Genomic DNA, 16,663 nt, shown 5'->3' with positions numbered 1-16,663 from the left:
CTCCTGGACACTCCAGGCGAAAACCCACCATCCGCACGACAATGGGATCATGACGATCACGGACGAGGACACGGAAGCGGGCGCTCCCGCCGAAGGGGATACGGCCACGGCCACGGCCACCGGAGAAAGCGCGGACGCCGACACCGCCCAGGGCACGGCGACCGGTACGCACCCGGCCACCGCGACCGACGAGGGCACGCCCGCCCCGCCCCGAGGCGGTGCCGAGCACGACGGCCCCTCCCGTCTGCCCGCGCTGCTCGAAGCCGTCCTCGGCGTCGGCACGGACCTCGAACTCCGCACCACGCTCCAGCACCTCGTGGACTCCGCCACCGAACTGACCGGAGCCCGTTACGGCGCCCTCGGGGTGATCGACCCCGAGGGCCCCCGGCTGACCGGGCTCTTCACCTCCGGCATGACCGACGAGCAGCGGAGCCGTATCGGCCGCCTTCCCGACGGCCGCACCGGGCTCCTCGGCGCCCTGGTCCGGGACCCCCGGCCGCTGCTCCTGGACGATCTGACGGCCGATCCGCGCTCCTCCGGCGTCCCCGAGGGGCACCCGGAGATGCGGTCCTTCCTCGGTGTCCCGGTCCGGGTGCACAGCGAGGTCTTCGGGAACCTGTACCTCACCGAGAAGCGGGACGGCGGCTTCACCGAGGAGGACCTCGCCCTGCTGCGGGTCCTGGCCTCGCAGGCGGGCATCGCCATCGGCAACGCGCGCCTGTACGAGACGGCCCGGCAGCGGGAACGCTGGATCGAGGGCGCCGCCGCGGTGACCACGGCCCTGCTGACCGGCCAGTCCGCCGAGAACGCGCTGACGGCCGTCGCCGAGCAGGCCCGCGTCCTGTCCGGCGCCTCCGCCGGGGTGGTCCTCCAGCCCACCCCCGAGGGCGGCATGGAGATCGTGGCGGCGTCCACCACGGACGACCCGGGCGACCTGGTCGGCACCACCATCGCGCCCGGCTCCCCCGTCCTCGTCCAACTCCTCGGCGGGGAGCCCGTCTTCATCGAGGACTCGGCGACCGACCCCCGGATGACCACCCCTGTGCGGTCCCGGTTCGGCCCGTCGATGATGCTGCCGCTGCGGAGCGGCGGGCGGCTCATCGGCACCCTCGCCCTCCCCCGGCGGCGCGGCGGTCCGCCCTACTCGGCGGTGGAGCGGCTGCTCGCCTCGCAGTTCGCCTCACAGGCGGCGCTCGCCCTGGTCCTCGCGGGGGCGCGGCAGGACCGGGAGCGGCTCGCGGTGTTCGAGGACCGGGACCGGATCGCGCGCGACCTGCACGATCTGGTGGTGCAGCGGCTGTTCGCCACCGAGATGATGCTGGAGTCGACCCGGCGGCGGGCGGCCGGTTCCGCCGAGGACGACGCGCTCCTCGGGCGGGCGGTGGACGAACTGGACTCGACGATCCAGGAGGTCCGTACGACCATCTTCGCGCTCCAGCAGCCGCCCGCCGACGCGCCCACGTCCTTCCGGGGGAAGGTGCTGCGGGAGACCGGCGGGGCCTCCGCCCTGCTCGGTTTCCAGCCGTCGGTGCACTTCTCCGGCGCCGTGGACACCCTCGTCGAGGAGGCGGACGCGGAGAGGATCCTGGGGGTGCTGCGCGGGGCGCTGGCCTCGGCGCACCGGCGGCCCGGGGTCGGCGCGATCACGGTCGAGGTCTCGGCGGGCGCGGGAGGCGCGGGAGGCGCCCGGCTGCGGGTCACGGACGACGGCACCCCGCCGACGACGGTGGCCTGGCCGTAGCGGCGGTCGCTCCCCCGCCGGGCGGCGGCCCCGCACGATCCGCCGGAGTGCCACCGCCGGAGTCCGCGCCCAGGCCACCCCGCCGGAGGCCACCCGCCGCGGACCCTCCGCCGGAATCCGGCGGAATCCGGCGGAATCCGGTGGAATCCGGCGCGCCGGGCTCATCCCTACGGAGCAGCCCCGCGCGCCCCGGCCCCTCCCCCGGCCTTGACTGGACGCGTGGACACCGACACCGCGCCGCCGACCGCCGCGGCCTACCGCAATCTGGTGCTGGCCACCGTCGGCTTCGCGCTGACCTTCTGGGCGTGGGACCTGATCGCGCCACTGGCGAGCTGGTACGGCGACCGGCTCTCGCTCAGTTCCTTCGAGCAGTCGCTGCTGGTGGCGGTGCCCGTCCTCGTCGGCTCGCTCGGCCGGGTCCCGGCGGGCGCGCTGACCGACCGGTACGGCGCCAGGGTGATGTTCCCGCTGGTGTCGGCGCTGACGATCGTGCCCGTGCTGCTGTTGATCGTGGTCAAGGACAGCTACGGCCTGATGCTGGTCGTCGGTTTCCTCCTGGGGCTCGGCGGCACCACGTTCGCGATCGGCATCCCGCTGGTCAACTCCTGGTTCCCGCCCGCCGAGCGCGGTCTGGCGCTCGGGGTGTTCGGCATGGGCATGGGCGGTGTGGCGCTCTCCGGCTACTTCACGCCCAGGATCGCGGAGCACGGCGAGAACCTGCCGTTCGTCGTGGTGGCGGTCGCGCTCGCGGTGTACGCGGTGCTCGCCACGTTCCTCATCACGGACCGGCCCGGCCGTCCGGTGCCCACCGCGTCCCTGGCGAGCAGGCTCGGCGCGGCCGGGCGGCTGCGGGTGACGTGGGAGCTGTCGGCGCTGTACGCGATCGGCTTCGGCGGCATCGTCGCCTTCGGCGTCTACCTGCCGACGTACCTGAAGACCTGGTACGAGCTGGACCCGACGGACGCGGGCACCAAGGCCGCCGGGTTCGCGCTGGTCACCGTGGTCTTCCGGCCGATCGGCGGCTGGCTCTCGGACCGGGTCCACCCGGCGCTCGTGACGGCCGTCGCGCTGGGCACGGTCGCGCTGCTCGCCATCGTCCAGGCCTTCGACCCGCCGCTGGACCCGGGCGGCACGGTCGCGCTGCTCATCATGGCGGCCGGGCTCGGCACGGCGAGCGGTTCCGTCTTCGCCCTGGTCTCCCAGGTCACCCCGCAGGCCAAGGTCGGCTCGGTGACGGGCATCGTGGGAGCGATGGGCGGGCTCGGCGGCTTCCTGCCGCCCCTGGTGATGGGAGCGATCTACAGCGCCAAGGGCTCGTACTCGATCGGCTTCATGCTCCTGTCCGACCTGGCGCTCGCGGGCTGTGTGTACGCGTACGGGCGGATGCGCGGGATCCGCCCGGAGGGCGGGGAGCAGCCGCCCGCGCCGAAGACACCGGCGGCGGCCACACCCGGCGGGTCCTGACGGACACGGACGTGGGACACCCACCGCACCCCACCGCACCGCACGACCGCGTCCCGGCAGAATGCCCCCCGGCGACCTTCGCCCTCGACGAACCGAGGAGCACGAGCGGTGAGTGCGTTCTTCCCTGCCCTGGCGGCCGGAGCCGATCCCGGCCGGACCGCCGTGCGCTGCGGCGCGGACACCCTGACGTACGGGGGCCTCGCGCGGGCCGCCGGAGCCCTTGCGGAGCGGATCGCGGGAGCGGACCGGGTCGCGGTCTGGGCGGCCCCCGGCGCGCACACCGTGGTCGCGGTGGTCGCGGCCCTGCTCGCGGGCGTGCCCGCCGTACCGCTCAATCCGCGCACCGGTGAGCGGGAGCTGGCGCACGTCCTGGGGGACAGCACGCCCTCCGCCGTACTGGCCGGGCCCGCCGACGTCCTGCCCGCCGGGCTCGACGGGGTCCCCCGGATCGACGTGGACCTCGCACCCGCCGGGGCCGATGCCGTACGGACCGGGCCCGACGGCGTACGGGCCGGGGCAGGGCCCGTTCTCCTGCCCGAGGAGCCGGACGATCCCGAGGCCCCCGCCCTCGTCGTCTACACCTCGGGCACCACCGGGCCCCCGAAGGGCGTGGTGCTGTCCCGCCGGGCCGTCGCCGCGTCCCTCGACGCCCTCGCCGGGGCCTGGTCCTGGACGGCCGGCGACGTCCTCGTGCACGCGCTGCCGCTGTTCCACGTCCACGGTCTCGTCCTCGGGGTGCTCGGCCCGCTGCGGCGCGGCGGCGAGCTGCGGCACCTGGGCGCGTTCTCCGTGGAGGGCGTGACCCGGGAACTGGGCGCCGGGGGCGGCACGATGCTGTTCGGCGTACCGACCATGTACCACCGGCTCGCGGACGCGCTCGCCGGGGACCCGGCGCTGACCGGGGCGCTGGCGGGGGCCCGGCTGCTGGTCTCCGGGTCGGCGGCGCTGCCGGTCCACGACCACGAACGGATCACGGCGGCGACGGGCCGGACCGTCGTGGAGCGGTACGGGATGACGGAGACGCTGATGAACACCAGCGTCCTGCCGGACGGCGGGCCGCGCCCGGGGACGGTCGGGGTGCCGCTCGCGGGCGTGGGGCTGCGGCTCGTCGACGACGACGGGTCGGTGCTCGGGGCGTACGACGGGGAGACCGTCGGCGAGGTGCAGGTGCGCGGTCCGAACCTGTTCTCCGGGTACCTCGGGCGGCCGGAGGCGACGGCGGCGGCCTTCGACGGCGACTGGTTCCGCACCGGCGACATGGCGGTACGGGACCCGGACGGCGCGGTGCGGCTGGTGGGCCGGAGGGCGACCGACCTGATCAAGAGCGGCGGCTACAAGATCGGGGCGGGGGAGATCGAGAACGCGCTGCTCGACCATCCCGGGGTCCGGGAGGCGGCCGTCACCGGCGAGCCCGACCCGGACCTGGGCGAGCGGATCGTGGCCTGGGTGGTGCCGGTGGACCCGGGGAGCCCGCCGACGGACGCGGAACTCGCCGCCCATGTGGCGGAGTCGCTCGCCCCGCACAAGCGGCCCCGGGTGGTGCGCCACCTCGACGCGCTCCCCCGCAACGACATGGGCAAGATCCTGAAGAAGGCGCTTCCGGGGGCGGGTTGAGCCCACCACGCCCCCGTTCGCCGTATCCCGTATCGCGCACCCCGCACGGGAGAGCCGGGCCCCTCCGTCCCGTCACGACGGAGGGGCCCGGCCCGGACCCGGTGCGCGGTGGCGCTACCTCACGCCGACCGCGCGGATCAGTTCCTGCTTCACCGAGCCGCCCCGGTCGTCGCTCGCCCCGGCCCGCAGCGAGACGGAGGCCGCGCCGGACGGTACGCGCAGCTCGCCGTTCCAGGCGGCGCCGTGCCGGGACTTCTTCAGGGTGACCTTCTTCCAGGTGGCGCCCTCGTCGTAGGAGACCTCCAGGGTGCCGCCGCCGATGGTGCCGGTGCCGGTGGCGCCCTCCACGTACTCGGCGAAGATCCCGACGGAGAGGGTCCGTCCGGCGCGGACGTCCCCGTTCAGGTCGGTGTCGACGTCGAAGCCGAGGTTGAGCATCGGCAGCCGGGTGGTGCGGCCCTGCGGGGTCTCGGCGGACCGGAAGGTCCACTCGCCGCGGCCCTGGGTGGCGAGCCGCCAGCGCTCCTGGTCGAGCTTGGTGTCGGTGACCACCTTGTACGTGGCCTCCTCGGCGGGCGCGTCCCACGCGTAGGCTCCGGAGCTCATCTTGCGGTCGACGCGGACGCCGTCGACGTACACCTCGGTGTACTGGCTCATGGTGTCGTCGCCCCACACGTCGCCGAAGCCGGTGTGGTCGGTGCCGGAGTCGCCCCAGCCGGGGGTGTTGAAGCGCAGGTCGTTGCCGGTGCGCTCCTGGCCCCAGCCGAGGCCGGTGCCCAGCCAGGGGTGCCAGACCGGGCCGAACCAGTCGAGGTCCACCCGGCTGCCGCCCCGGTAGGACGGGGTGCCGCCGCGCTGTTCGAGGGAGTCGCCGAGGTCGACGGACTCGTGCCAGCGCTGGCCGGTGCCGGTGGAGACGTACTCGGTGCGCCGGGCCGGGAAGGAGACGTGCTCCTTGAACCCGAAGCCGATCGGGAAGGCGTCGGTGATCGAGTAGCGGAACTCGCCGCCCAGTTCCTTCCGCTTGGTCGGCATGTGGAACGTGGAGTCGACGGTGGCCAGTTCGTCACGGCCGGGCCGGAGGACGAGGTCCTTCCCGATGGCGCCGGGGTGCCCCTCGGAGAGGTCGTAGGTGTAGGGGGTGAAGCGGGTGCCGGTGAGGTCGACGCGCTTGCCCCGGGCTGCCGCCGCGGCGAGCCGCCGGGCGTCGGCGGTGTTGACGGTGGCGACGGACAGCGGGCGCTCCTCGTAGCCGTCGGTGCCGAACCACTTCATGAGGCGGCCGGGCCGGTCGTCGGTGACGAACAGGGCCCTGGCGCCCGCGTCCTGCGCGGTCTGGGCGAGCCGTGTCGGGTCGGCGCCTCCGGTGAGGCGGACGAGGACGGCCTTGCCGGTGACGTTCCTGCCGGTGTACTCGGCGGGGGTGCCGGTGCCCGCGTCGACGAGTCCGAGGCGGTGGTCGCCCTCCAGGAGGGCGGTTCCGGCCTGCGGGGTGGTGTCGGAGAGCCGGGTGCCGTCGACGCCCGTCTCCAGGAGCGGCTTGCCGAGGCGCCAGACGGTCCGGTACTCGAAGGTGCCGGTGGCGGGCCTGCGGGTGGGCGCGGCGAAGACCGAGTCGTAGGCGGCCGGGACCTGGACGGCTTCGCCGAAGGCGGCGCCGTTCGCCTTCCGGTCGAACTCCATGAGGAGCTGGCGGGTCTCGGTGCGTCGGCCGACCTCGGCGCGGATCTCGCGCAGCCCCCGTCCGTCGAGGGTGATCTCGCGGTCGCGGTCGAGGGTGATCTCCGGGTCGGCGAGGAAGCCGAGGCCGAGGGAGTCCGGGCCGTGGGAGCCGCGTACGTCGAGGAAGGTGTCGACGGAGTACGTGCCGGGCTTGAGCCGCAGCTTGAGGGTGCCGGACTCGCCGACCTGGGCGGGGAAGGGGTCGACGCCCTCGGTGAGGTGCTGGACGGCGAGGGAGGCGGGGACGGGGGCGCCGTCGCGGTCCTTCACGTGGACGGTCAGGGTGTGGCGCTCCTCCTCCTTGACGAGGCCGAGGGCCGTGTGCGCGACCGGTGCGCCGGAGACGGTGGCGGTGATCCGGCCGGTGGACCGGCCGACCGGTGCCTTGGTGCCGTCGCCAGTGACGGTGGTGCTCGCGGTGCCCCCGGCGGGGACGGTGAGGGCGGTGTCGGCGAGGGTGGCGGCCCCGGCGGGCATTCCCTCCACGGCGAGGTCCAAGCGGACCGCGCCGTCACCGGAGTTGGTGTAGGTGACGGTCCGGGTGACCGGCTTGTTCTCCTCGTACGGCCAGGAGACGAAGCCGAGGTCGGCGGAGCCGGTCGCGGTGAGGTCCGCGGAGATCGCGGCGGGCACGTCGACGCGTCCGGCGCCGAGCGCGTACGGGGAGGCGTCGAGGGTCTTCGAGGAGGACATCAGCGCGTCCTTGAGGCGGGCGCCGGTCCAGTCGGGGTGCTTCTCGGCGAGCAGGGCGGCGACGCCCGCGATGTGCGGGGTGGCCATCGACGTGCCGCTCATGGAGGTGTAGAGGCCATCGCCGGGGGCGAGTTGGGAACGGGCCGCGAGGATGCCGACGCCGGGCGCCGACAGATCGGGCTTGAGTGCCTGGTCGCCGTGGCGGGGGCCCTGGCTGGTGAAGTACGCGGCCTCGTCGGCGGAGTCGACGGCGCCGACGGTGAGCGCGGAGTCGGCGGCGCCCGGCGAGCCGATGGAACCGGGCGCGCCGGAGTTCCCCGCGGCGATCACGAAGAGGGCGCCGGTCTCGGCGCTGAGGGTGTCGACGGCCCGGGCCATCGGGTCGGTGCCGTCGCTGGGCTCCCGGGAGCCCAGGCTCATCGAGACGATCTTCGCGTCGATGTCCTTCGCGGCCCACTCCATGCCCGCGATGATCTGGGACTCGGTGCCGGAACCCTCGTCGCTGAGGACCTTGCCGACGGCGAGGACGGCGCCGGGGGCGACGCCCTTCTCCTTGCCGTCGGACGCGGCTCCGCTGCCGCCGACGGTGGAGGTGACGTGGGTGCCGTGACCGTCGCGGTCGGCGACCTCCTGGCCTTCGATGAAGGACTTCGACTCGGTGATCCGGCCGGCCAGGTCGGGGTGGGTGAGGTCGGCGCCGGTGTCGAGGACGGCGACCTTGACGCCCTTGCCGGTGAGTCCGGCCTCCCAGGCCCTCGGGGTGCCGATCTGGGCGTTGGAGTCGGCCATGGCGGCCTCGACCCGGCCGTCCAGCCACACCTTGCCGGGGGCGGCGGCGGTCCGTGCGGCCCCGGTGGCGGTGAAGGCGCCCCAGAAGGCGGCGGGGTCGGTGGCGGTGACGGCGGCGCCGCCGATGCTGGGCAGCGGGCGGACGGTCTCGGTACCGCGCGGGGCTGCGGCGGCGCGGGGGCCCTTGCCGTACGTGACGATCAGCGGCAGGTCGCCCGTGACGCCCTGCTCGACGAGACCGGTCACGTCGAAGAGACGCGGGTCGAGCGCGCCGGAGGCCAGGTAGGGGCGGGCCTCGTCGGGGACGACGGTGACCCGGCCGCCGGTGATCCGGCTGCGTATCGCGCCGGTGGCGCCCTCGGCCCGGTCGACGGTGACGGTCCGCCGCCCGTCGCCGAGTTCGGTGAGGGTGACGCGGTCGCCGGTGACGAGGGTGACGGTGGTGCTGCTCGCCGCCGCCTTCTTGAAGGTGTCCGGTACGGAGGGGGCGGTGGTCCCGGCGGCGGCGGTCTGCCCGGCCGAGAGCATCACGAGGGAGACGCCCGCGGCGAGCAGGGCGGCCCTGCCTCTGCCGAAGGGTGTGGACCTCGACGTCATCGTTCGAACTCCTCGCGGACCCGGGGTCGGGGGTGTTTCCGGGTGCCGCGAGGAGTCTTGGCCCCTGGGGCGGGAGTTGACGCCTGTCGCCCCTGGCGGTTATGCGCCGTGGCGGTCAACCGCCAGACCGGGAGGGGTCGTTCGGGCCGTATCGGGGGTGTTCGGGACCGTCCGGCGGACCCGGCCACCGAGCCGGACCGGGTGCGCCGGACGGGCGGAAGGGCAGGCAGACGTACGGGCGGGCAGACGGGCAGGCGGATGGGCAGACGGGCGGGCGATTCGATGAACGGCCCGGCTCCTCAGGGAGTCGGGTCGAGCGCGTCGTACCGGCGGAAGCCGCGCGCGTACAGCGAGAGGGCGCCGACGGCGAGGACGCAGGCCGTCCCGCCGCCCGTGATCGCCACGGCGGGCGAGGTCAGACCGGCGACGGAGCCCGCGAGGAAGTCCCCGAGCCGGGGCCCTCCCGCGACGACCACGATGAACACGCCCTGGAGCCTGCCGCGCATCTCGTCCGGCGCCGCGACCTGCATCATCGTGTTCCGGAAGATCATCGAGACGGTGTCGGAGTAGCCCGCGACGGCGAGGAACAGCAGCCCCAGCCACAGGTTCCGGGTGAGCCCGAAGACGGCGATGGCGGTGCCCCAGCAGGCGACGGCGATCAGGATCGCCTGCCCGTGGTGGCGGATGCGGCCCTGCCAGCCGGAGAGGACCCCGCCGAGCAGCGCGCCGAACGCGGGCGCGGCCACCAGGAGTCCGGCGGTCCTGGCGTCCCCGCCGTACCAGAGGACGGCGATGGCCGGGAACAGGGCGCGGGGGTGGGCGAGGATCATCGCGCAGAAGTCGGAGAAGAACGTCATGCGCAGATTGGGGCGGGTGGCGAGGAAGCGCAGCCCGTCGAGGACGGAGGCCCGTTTGCCGCCGGTCCGTTCGGGGAGCATCGACGGCAGCCGCCACATCGCGTACAGGCTCGCGGTGAAGGCGACGGCGTCGATGAGGTACGCGGTCTGGTATCCGGCGAGGCCGACGATCAGACCGCCGAGGCTGGGCCCGACGAGGGTGCCGAAGGTGGTGACCATCGAGTTCAGCGCGTTGGCGGCGCGCAGCTGCTCGGGCGGCAGCAGCCGGGGGATCATCGAGGAGCGGGCGGGGGCGCTGAGCGCGGCGCAGACGGCCTGGAGGGCGACGATCCCGTACAGGAACCAGACGTGGTGGAATCCGGCGAACGCGGCGGCGGCGAGGGCGATCGACAGGGCGGCGGAGCCGCAGGCGCTGTGGAGGCCGAGCTTGCGGCGGTCGACGGTGTCGGCGACCGCCCCGCCGTACAGCCCGAAGACGACGAGCGGGACCAGCGAGAACAGACCGACGAGCCCGACGGAGAAGGTCGAGCGGGTGATGTCGTAGACCTGGAGGGAGATGGCGAGCGTCGTCATGCCCTGGCCGACCCAGGAGGCGGCGCCGCCGAACCAGAGCCTGCGGAAGTCGGGGGAGGTCCGCAGCGGGGTGAGGTCCGCGAGGAGTCTGCGGCGGCCGGGCTCCGCCGGTTCCGTGGCGGGCCCCTCCGGCCGGGAGCCGGGTCCCGGGGGCGGCTGGGTGGCGGTCACGCGATGTCGTACCGGAGCTCGGGGCGGTCCCAGTGGACGTGTCCGGCGGGTCGCACGGTTCCGGTGCGGACGGCTCCGGTGCGCAGGTAGAACTCCTCGGCGGGCGGGTGCGCGACGACCCGTACGGTACGGAGTCCGGCGGCCCCGGCCCGTTCGGTCATGTGCTCCATGAGGAGCCGTCCGACGCCGAGGCCCTGGGCGCTGTCGGCGACGAACGCGAGGTCGAGCTCGGCTTCCTCGACGAGCAGCGCGTAGAACCCGACGACCCGGCCGTCCGCGCCGGTGGCGACGAAGACGCAGTGGTGCTCGATGTAGGTGCCGCCGACCTGGTACCCCTCGACCATCGAGGCGTAGTCTCCGCGATAGGCGCCGGAGGTCCGGACGAGCCGGGTGAGCCTCGGGGAATCCTCGGCGGTGGCACGCCGGACAGTGAACTCGGACATGGTGTGAGTATAGGGGCGTCCAGGGATTTCGATCCTTACGTTTTGATGAACGCGGGGCCCTGACGTGCCGCGATCCGAGCACCGGCCCCCGCTGTACGGGCCCGGCCGCACGGCCCGTACGGGCCGGTGCCCTCGCTACCCGGCGGGACGCCCCTCGGGCTCCCGCTCGCCCTCGGGCCTCCCCGTCCTGGCGGTGAGCAGCATCCGCTGGGGGCCCGGGGAGAGCACGAGGCGCGGGACCGGGCGGGGCGGGCGCGAGGAGACCGGGGTCAGCCGCCAGCGGGCGGCGACGGCGGCGAGCGCGAGGGTGGCCTCGGCCGTGCCGAAGGCCTCGCCGACGCATTTGGTGGCGCCGAGCCCGAACGGCAGGAAGGCCTCGCGCGGCACCTCGCCCGCACTCCACCGGTCCGGGTCGAAGCGCGCCGGGTCACGGTGCAGATCGGGCCGCCGGTGGACGAGGTACAGACAGCACAGGACCGTTCCACCGGCCGGGACGGTGGCTCCGGGGCCGAGCTCCACCGGGCGGACGGCGGTCCGGGCGACGGCCCAGGCGGGCGGGTAGAGCCGCAGCACCTCACGGACGACGTCACCGGCGTACGGCAGCCGGGGCAGATCGGCCCCGGTGGGCGGACGGCCGTCGAGCACCGCGTCGGTCTCCGCGTGCAGCCGGGCGCGGGGCCCGGGATGGTCCGCGAGGAGCCGCAGGCCCCAGGCGACGACCGAGGAGGTGGTCTCCGCACCGGCCAGGACCAAGGTGGCGGCCTGGTCGCCGAGTTCACCGTCCGAGAGCGGCCGCCCCCGGTCGTCGCGGGCGGCGAGGAGCAGCGAGAGGGCGTCGTCGCGGTCGGTCCCGGCCGCCCGGCGGGCGGTGACGAGGGCGCCGACGCCCGCGTGCCAGACGGCGAGGGCGCGGCGGTAGCGGCGGCGGGCCGGGGAGGGCACCAGGTCGACGGCGGGGGCGACGACCCGGGTGTAGACGGCGCGCAGCAGGACGTCGAGGGCGGCGCGCAGCTCCTCGGCGGCGGCGGGGGCGAGCCCGGCGGAGAACAGGGCGCGCAGAGTGACGGCGGTGGTGAGCCGGAACGCCTCCTCGGTGACGTCCACGACCGTCCCGGGCCGCCAGCGGTCGGTGAGGGCCCGGATCTCGGCGGTCATGACGGCGGTGTGGCGGTCCATGAGCCGGTGGTGGAAGGCGGGTTGGAGGGTCCTGCGCTGCCAGAGGTGTTCGGCGTGGGGGCAGGTGGCGAGTCCGTCGCCGAGGACGGCGCGGACCTTGTCGTAGAGGACGCCGTCCCGGTCGAAGCCCCGGTGGTCGGTGAGGACCCGGCGGACGAGCGCGGGTCCGCTGACGACGTGGACGGTGCGGGGGCCCATGCGGACCCGGACGACGTCCCCGTGCGCGGGGAGCGAGCCGAGGAAGTCCAGGGGGCGGGTGACGAGGTACGGGAGGTGGCCGAGGAGCGGCCAGGCACCGGGGGCGAGGGACCCTTCGGGCCGCGAACACCCTTTCCCCTCAAGCCTCTTGGGGCTCACCGGGCGGCCCCGGCTTCCCCTGCGGACACCGGGGCGCCGAAGCCCCGGGAGGAATCTGAAGATCGCACAGGGCACTACGATACGTCATCATGCGATTGCGAAGTGTGACGGACGGGGTGTCGGGGGGCACGCCGACGGGCCCGGCCGGTGGCGCGCGGGGCCCTGGCCACGGGGGCGTGTCCGACACCCCGTGCGGCGGTGCGCGGGGCGGTGGCGACGGCGGGTCCGGCGGAACCCTGCTCCCGATGTCCGGCGGGCCGCGCGACGGCAGGTCCGGCCGCAGGTCCGGGGGGACGCGCGGCGCCGGGTCCGGTCGTGGGCACGGCCGCACGCCCGACAGCAGGTCCGGTCGCACGCCCGACAGCACGTCCGGCCACAGGTCCGGGGGGACGCGCGGCGCCGGGTCCGGCACCACGCGGGGCGGTGGCGACGGCGGCAGGTCGCGCGGTGCGCCCGGCGGCACCCGGCGCGCCCTGTCCGTCCTCGGGTACGGCGGGACCCGCGGAGGCGGCTCCGGTCGCCCGCCAGGCACCGTGTCCGCCGACACGTCTCCCGGTTTCCTCGGCGGCGGTGTCGTGATGGCCCCGGGGGCCTCCGGAGGCCCTCCGGCCCGTCCGCTGTCGCAGTCGGCCCGCGCCCAGGACCGGCCCACCGGATCCGGCCGGGGCGGACGGGACGCGGCACCGGCCCCGAAGCCCCGCCGGACGCACGGGGCGCCGGGACCGCGCACCTGCCCGGTCGCCCGATTCACCACGCGCGAGAGGGGGTCGCCGCCCGGGTCGCTCCCGGAACGGTCCACCGCCGGGACGGGCGGCCCGGCGGGCGGCCCGGCGTCCGGCACCGGCCCGCGTCCGGTCGGCCCGTCGTACCCGCGCGTGCGTGCGCGGACGTGAACGCGCACGCCCACGAGTGGATCGACTACGTGGACCCCGGGGACCGGGTCGTCGCCCAGGGCCGCAGGACCGCCCAGCCGCCCGGACTGCTCCGCCGGTACGCGGCCACCGTCTGCACCGACCACGCGGGCCGGGTCCTCCTCTACCGCCGGATGCCCACGGCCGAGGCCTACCCCGACCACTACGACGTGCTGGTCGGCGGGGCGGTGCGGGCCGGCGAGGGATACCGGGCGGCGGCCCTGCGGGAGTTGCGGGAGGAGCTGGGCTGGGAGCCGGTGGACGGTCTCACCGAGGCGTACCGGGTGCGCGTGGACGACCCGCACGGCGCCTGCTTCCTGACGGTCCACCGCTGGGTGGCCGACCGGCCGCCCAGCCCCGCCCCCGAGGAGGTCGCCTGGTGCGGTTTCGTCGCCCCGCTCACGATCGCCACGGGCGGCTACACGCCCCTGGTCCCGGCCGGTGCGGACGCGGTGAGACGCCTCTTCCCCCTCTGACCCGGCCCCTCACCCCGTACGGGCGAGACACCCACGGACCACACCGGCCACACCGCAGACCGGCCACCGGCCACCGGCCACCGGCCACACCGCACACCGCACACCGCACACCGGCCACACCGCACCAGCCGCATCCCCGCACCCAGCGACCCCGCCCCACCCCCTCGCACCCCGCCCACCCCAAGCACCACCCCCCACGAAGAACACCCGCACATGAAGGACACCCGCACATGACGCACTGCGCGCCGCCCTTGGCGGGGGCATCCCTCGCCGTCCCCGGGACCCGGTCGGGGACGGTGGTCGCGGACGGCCGCCTCGACCGCGCGCGGGCCCGGCTCGCCGGACGCCTGATGGCGGCGGCGGGAGCCGACGGGCTGCTCCACGCCCCCTGTGACAGCCGCCTCCTGGAATCGGCGCTCGCGCTGCGGCTGCTCACCGTGACCGGGACCGACCCGGACGCCCAGGAGCGCCTGGCCCGGCGGCTCAAGACCGCTCTGGACGAGGGCGCGCCGGACCCCTTGCAGGAGGCGGCGGCCCGTGCGGCGATGGGCGAGTACGTGGACGGGCCGGCCGCGCTGACCCGGCTGCTCGGCGGTTTCGACCACTTCACGGCCGGGCGCAAGCGTCTGATGTTCCAGATCGTCCTGGCCGAGCTGGGCGCCCACCCCTTCCCCGAAGTCCCCTCCCCCGGTTCGGCCTTCGAGGCGCGCGGCCAGCAGCACTGGCTGATCACGGAGATGGCCGCGCTGAAGGTCCTGCACGCCTTCGGCACCGGTTCGCTCCGGCTCGTCACCGAGGAGGACTGGCGGGCGCTCGCCCCCTCCGCGCTGCCGGGCCCTCCCCCGTACGGCAATCATCTCGCCCGGATGCTCGCGCTGCTCGCGCTGCGGCACCGGTCCCGGTACGCGACGGCGGTACGGGCTCGGGCGCGGGACCTGCGGAGGGAGCTGCGCGCGGACGGCGGGCTGCCGTTCATCACCGGCATGGACGTCTTCGCGACGGCGACCGGCGGGCTCGCCCTGGCCGGGGCGGGAGCGCCCGCGCCCACCCTCCGGGCCCTCGCTTCCGCATTGACGGATCATCAGAATCGTGACGGGGGCTGGGGGTTCGAGCGGGGCGTCGTCCAGAGCGACGTGGACGACACCTCGTACTGCGTGGAGTTCCTGCGGGCGACGGCCCCGGAGCGGTGCGGTGCGGAGGTGCTGGCGGGCGAGCGGTACCTGCTGGCGCGGCGCGGCGGGGACGGCGGCTTCCCCACCTTCGAGCCGGGGACCGCGTCGGAGGTGGCGATGACGGCGGCGGCGGTGAACGCGCTGGCCCCCGAACCCGCGTACCGGCGGGTGGTGGCGGACGCGGTCCGGTTCGTCGCGGACCGCCAGGAGGCGGCCGGGCCCTTCGAGCGGAGCTGGAGCCTCAACGAGAGCAACGCCCTGTTCCGCGCGGTCCTCGCGTACGACTCCTTCCTCGCCGCCGCGCCGGGCCACCCGGCGCTCGCCGGGGTCGCGCGGGCCCGGACGCGGGCGGTGGCGCGGCTGGTGGACACCCAGAACGCCGACGGCGGCTGGGGGCACGTGCCGAGCGACCCGAGCGATCCGATCAGCACCGCGTACGCGCTGATCGGGGTCGCGAGGACGCCCGCGCTGCCGTCGGCGGTGGGTGCGACGGAACGGGCGGTGCGCCATCTCCTGGACCGGCAGCTCCCCGACGGGGGGTTCCTCTCACGTCCCGACCAGGCCGGTCCGAGGCCCCTGGCGTATCACGTGCCGCTGCTCACGGACGTCTGCGTGCTGCTCGGGCTGAACCACGCGCGCGCGTCCGTCGCATCGGCGGGCGCGCGGCGGCGGTCCGGTCAGCCGTCCGAGGCACAGGAGGCGGGTCCGTCCGGGGCGGGGTGATCGAGCCGGTCGAGCCGAGCGGTCAGGGTGTCGAGGCGGTCGCGCAGGTCACGGACCTCTTCGAGGCGCAGACCGGTGGCCGCCGCGATGCGGCGGGGGACGCCGAGGGCCCGCTCCCTGAGGGCGGCACCCTCGGCGGTGGGACGCACGGTGACGGACCGCTCGTCCTCGGGGCTGCGGCGGCGCTCGACGTGTCCGGCCGCCTCCAGCCGCTTGAGCAGCGGTGACAGGGTGCCGGAGTCGAGGCGGAGGCGTTCGCCGATGCCCTTCACGGGCAGTTCGCCGTGCTCCCAGAGCACCAGCATGACGAGGTACTGGGGGTAGGTGAGCCCGAGGTCCTTGAGGGCGTCGCGGTAGACGCCGTTGAAGGCGCGGGTGGCCGCGTGCAGCGAGAAGCAGATCTGGTGGTCGAGCCGGAGGAAGTCCTCGTCCGGGACCGTGGCGGGCGTCTCCATGCCCTCAGGATACGCGAGACCCTTCACGCGCGATTGAGTTGTGCACAACTTAATAGTGCGCTATCAATAGAGGGCGGGCACGACAGAGGGCCGCCGCCGCGGAGGTCACCGCGCGGGCGGGCCACCGCACCAGAGGGTCACCACCTCCCGAACCTTCCGAACCTTCCGAACCTTCCGGACCTCCCGAGGACAGGACGAGAACCATGGACGCCATCTACACCGCCGTCGCCACCGCCAACGGCCGCGAGGGCCGCGCCGTCAGCTCCGACGGTCACATCGACCTCGCCCTCGCCCACCCCCGGGCGCTCGGTGGCGACGGCCGGGGCACCAACCCCGAGCAGCTCTTCGCCGCCGGATACGCGGCCTGCTTCGCCAGCGCCATGCAGCTGATCGCCCGCCAGGAGAAGATCGACGTCACCGACGCCTCGGTCACCGCGGAGGTCACGATCGGCAAGGACCCCGCCGACGGCGGATTCGGCCTCTCCGTCGTGATGCGCGCCGAGTTCCCCGAGCACCTCCAGGGCGAGGCGGGCCGCGCCCTCCTGGAGAAGACCCACGCCTTCTGCCCCTACTCGAAGGCGACCCGGGGCAACATCGCGGTCGAGCTCGTCGTCGAGTAGCCCTCCCCCGGAAGGGGTACGGGCACGAAGGGTTCGCGCGCCGTACCGCGGGCGGTCACGGGACGGCCGCCGGGCAGTGGTCCGGGGGCGCTGTCCTTGGGGCGCTCGC

Annotated in this window: 11 protein-coding genes; 6 read left to right on the top strand and 5 right to left on the bottom strand. The window is 75.1% G+C overall.

The annotated features are described in order from the left end of the window. The first annotated feature begins 49 nt into the window (after positions 1-49). From ACIO92_RS06170 to ACIO92_RS06160, 3 genes are all read left to right on the top strand, one after another. The gene (locus ACIO92_RS06170; protein ID WP_366440451.1) at positions 50-1,741 is read left to right on the top strand and encodes a GAF domain-containing protein; all 1,692 of its coding nucleotides are present in this window, start codon (positions 50-52) and stop codon (positions 1,739-1,741) included. Positions 1,742-1,960: 219 nt separating this feature from the next. Beyond that, positions 1,961-3,205 (top strand): MFS transporter, encoded by a 1,245-nt coding sequence (locus tag ACIO92_RS06165; RefSeq protein ID WP_401240069.1) that lies wholly within the window; start codon positions 1,961-1,963, stop codon positions 3,203-3,205. Positions 3,206-3,313: 108 nt separating this feature from the next. Beyond that, positions 3,314-4,819, top strand: a complete 1,506-nt coding sequence (locus tag ACIO92_RS06160) for an acyl-CoA synthetase (protein ID WP_402279761.1) — start codon at positions 3,314-3,316, stop codon at positions 4,817-4,819. A 114-nt stretch (positions 4,820-4,933) separates the two neighbouring features. Here the strand turns inward: ACIO92_RS06160 and ACIO92_RS06155 are convergent, their stop codons facing one another. From ACIO92_RS06155 to ACIO92_RS06140, 4 genes are all read right to left on the bottom strand, one after another. Further along, positions 4,934-8,620, bottom strand: a complete 3,687-nt coding sequence (locus ACIO92_RS06155) for a S8 family serine peptidase (protein ID WP_402279763.1) — start codon at positions 8,618-8,620, stop codon at positions 4,934-4,936. Between the two features lie 299 nt (positions 8,621-8,919). Continuing rightward, positions 8,920-10,116: an MFS transporter gene (locus tag ACIO92_RS06150; RefSeq protein WP_366440670.1), complete on the bottom strand. Its 1,197-nt coding sequence runs from the start codon at positions 10,114-10,116 to the stop codon at positions 8,920-8,922. A 101-nt stretch (positions 10,117-10,217) separates the two neighbouring features. Further along, positions 10,218-10,664 (bottom strand): GNAT family N-acetyltransferase, encoded by a 447-nt coding sequence (locus tag ACIO92_RS06145; protein WP_366440455.1) that lies wholly within the window; start codon positions 10,662-10,664, stop codon positions 10,218-10,220. Between the two features lie 135 nt (positions 10,665-10,799). Next, the gene (locus ACIO92_RS06140) at positions 10,800-12,197 is read right to left on the bottom strand and encodes a cytochrome P450 (protein ID WP_366440456.1); all 1,398 of its coding nucleotides are present in this window, start codon (positions 12,195-12,197) and stop codon (positions 10,800-10,802) included. 889 nt (positions 12,198-13,086) lie between these two features. Here ACIO92_RS06140 and ACIO92_RS06135 point away from each other — a divergent pair. Together ACIO92_RS06135 and ACIO92_RS06130 are read left to right on the top strand one after the other, a co-directional pair. Next, positions 13,087-13,584, top strand: coding sequence for an NUDIX domain-containing protein (locus ACIO92_RS06135; protein WP_402279765.1), 498 nt, complete (start codon positions 13,087-13,089; stop codon positions 13,582-13,584). A 230-nt stretch (positions 13,585-13,814) separates the two neighbouring features. Beyond that, positions 13,815-15,479 (top strand): prenyltransferase/squalene oxidase repeat-containing protein, encoded by a 1,665-nt coding sequence (locus ACIO92_RS06130; RefSeq protein ID WP_402279767.1) that lies wholly within the window; start codon positions 13,815-13,817, stop codon positions 15,477-15,479. On the opposite strand, the gene ACIO92_RS06125 is transcribed toward ACIO92_RS06130, so the two are convergent. Beyond that, positions 15,434-15,934: a MarR family transcriptional regulator gene (locus ACIO92_RS06125; protein ID WP_366440459.1), complete on the bottom strand. Its 501-nt coding sequence runs from the start codon at positions 15,932-15,934 to the stop codon at positions 15,434-15,436. The two genes, ACIO92_RS06130 and ACIO92_RS06125, sit on opposite strands and share 46 nt — an antisense overlap. A gap of 203 nt (positions 15,935-16,137) precedes the next feature. Here ACIO92_RS06125 and ACIO92_RS06120 point away from each other — a divergent pair, with 203 nt between their 5' ends. After that, on the top strand, positions 16,138-16,554 hold the full coding sequence (locus ACIO92_RS06120) for an organic hydroperoxide resistance protein (protein ID WP_366440460.1): 417 nt from the start codon (positions 16,138-16,140) through the stop codon (positions 16,552-16,554). The last annotated feature ends 109 nt before the right edge of the window (positions 16,555-16,663 follow it).

Source organism: Streptomyces sp. NPDC087215, from assembly GCF_044744885.1.
Lineage (GTDB): Bacteria > Actinomycetota > Actinomycetes > Streptomycetales > Streptomycetaceae > Streptomyces.
This window is presented reverse-complemented; position numbering and strand designations above follow the sequence as displayed.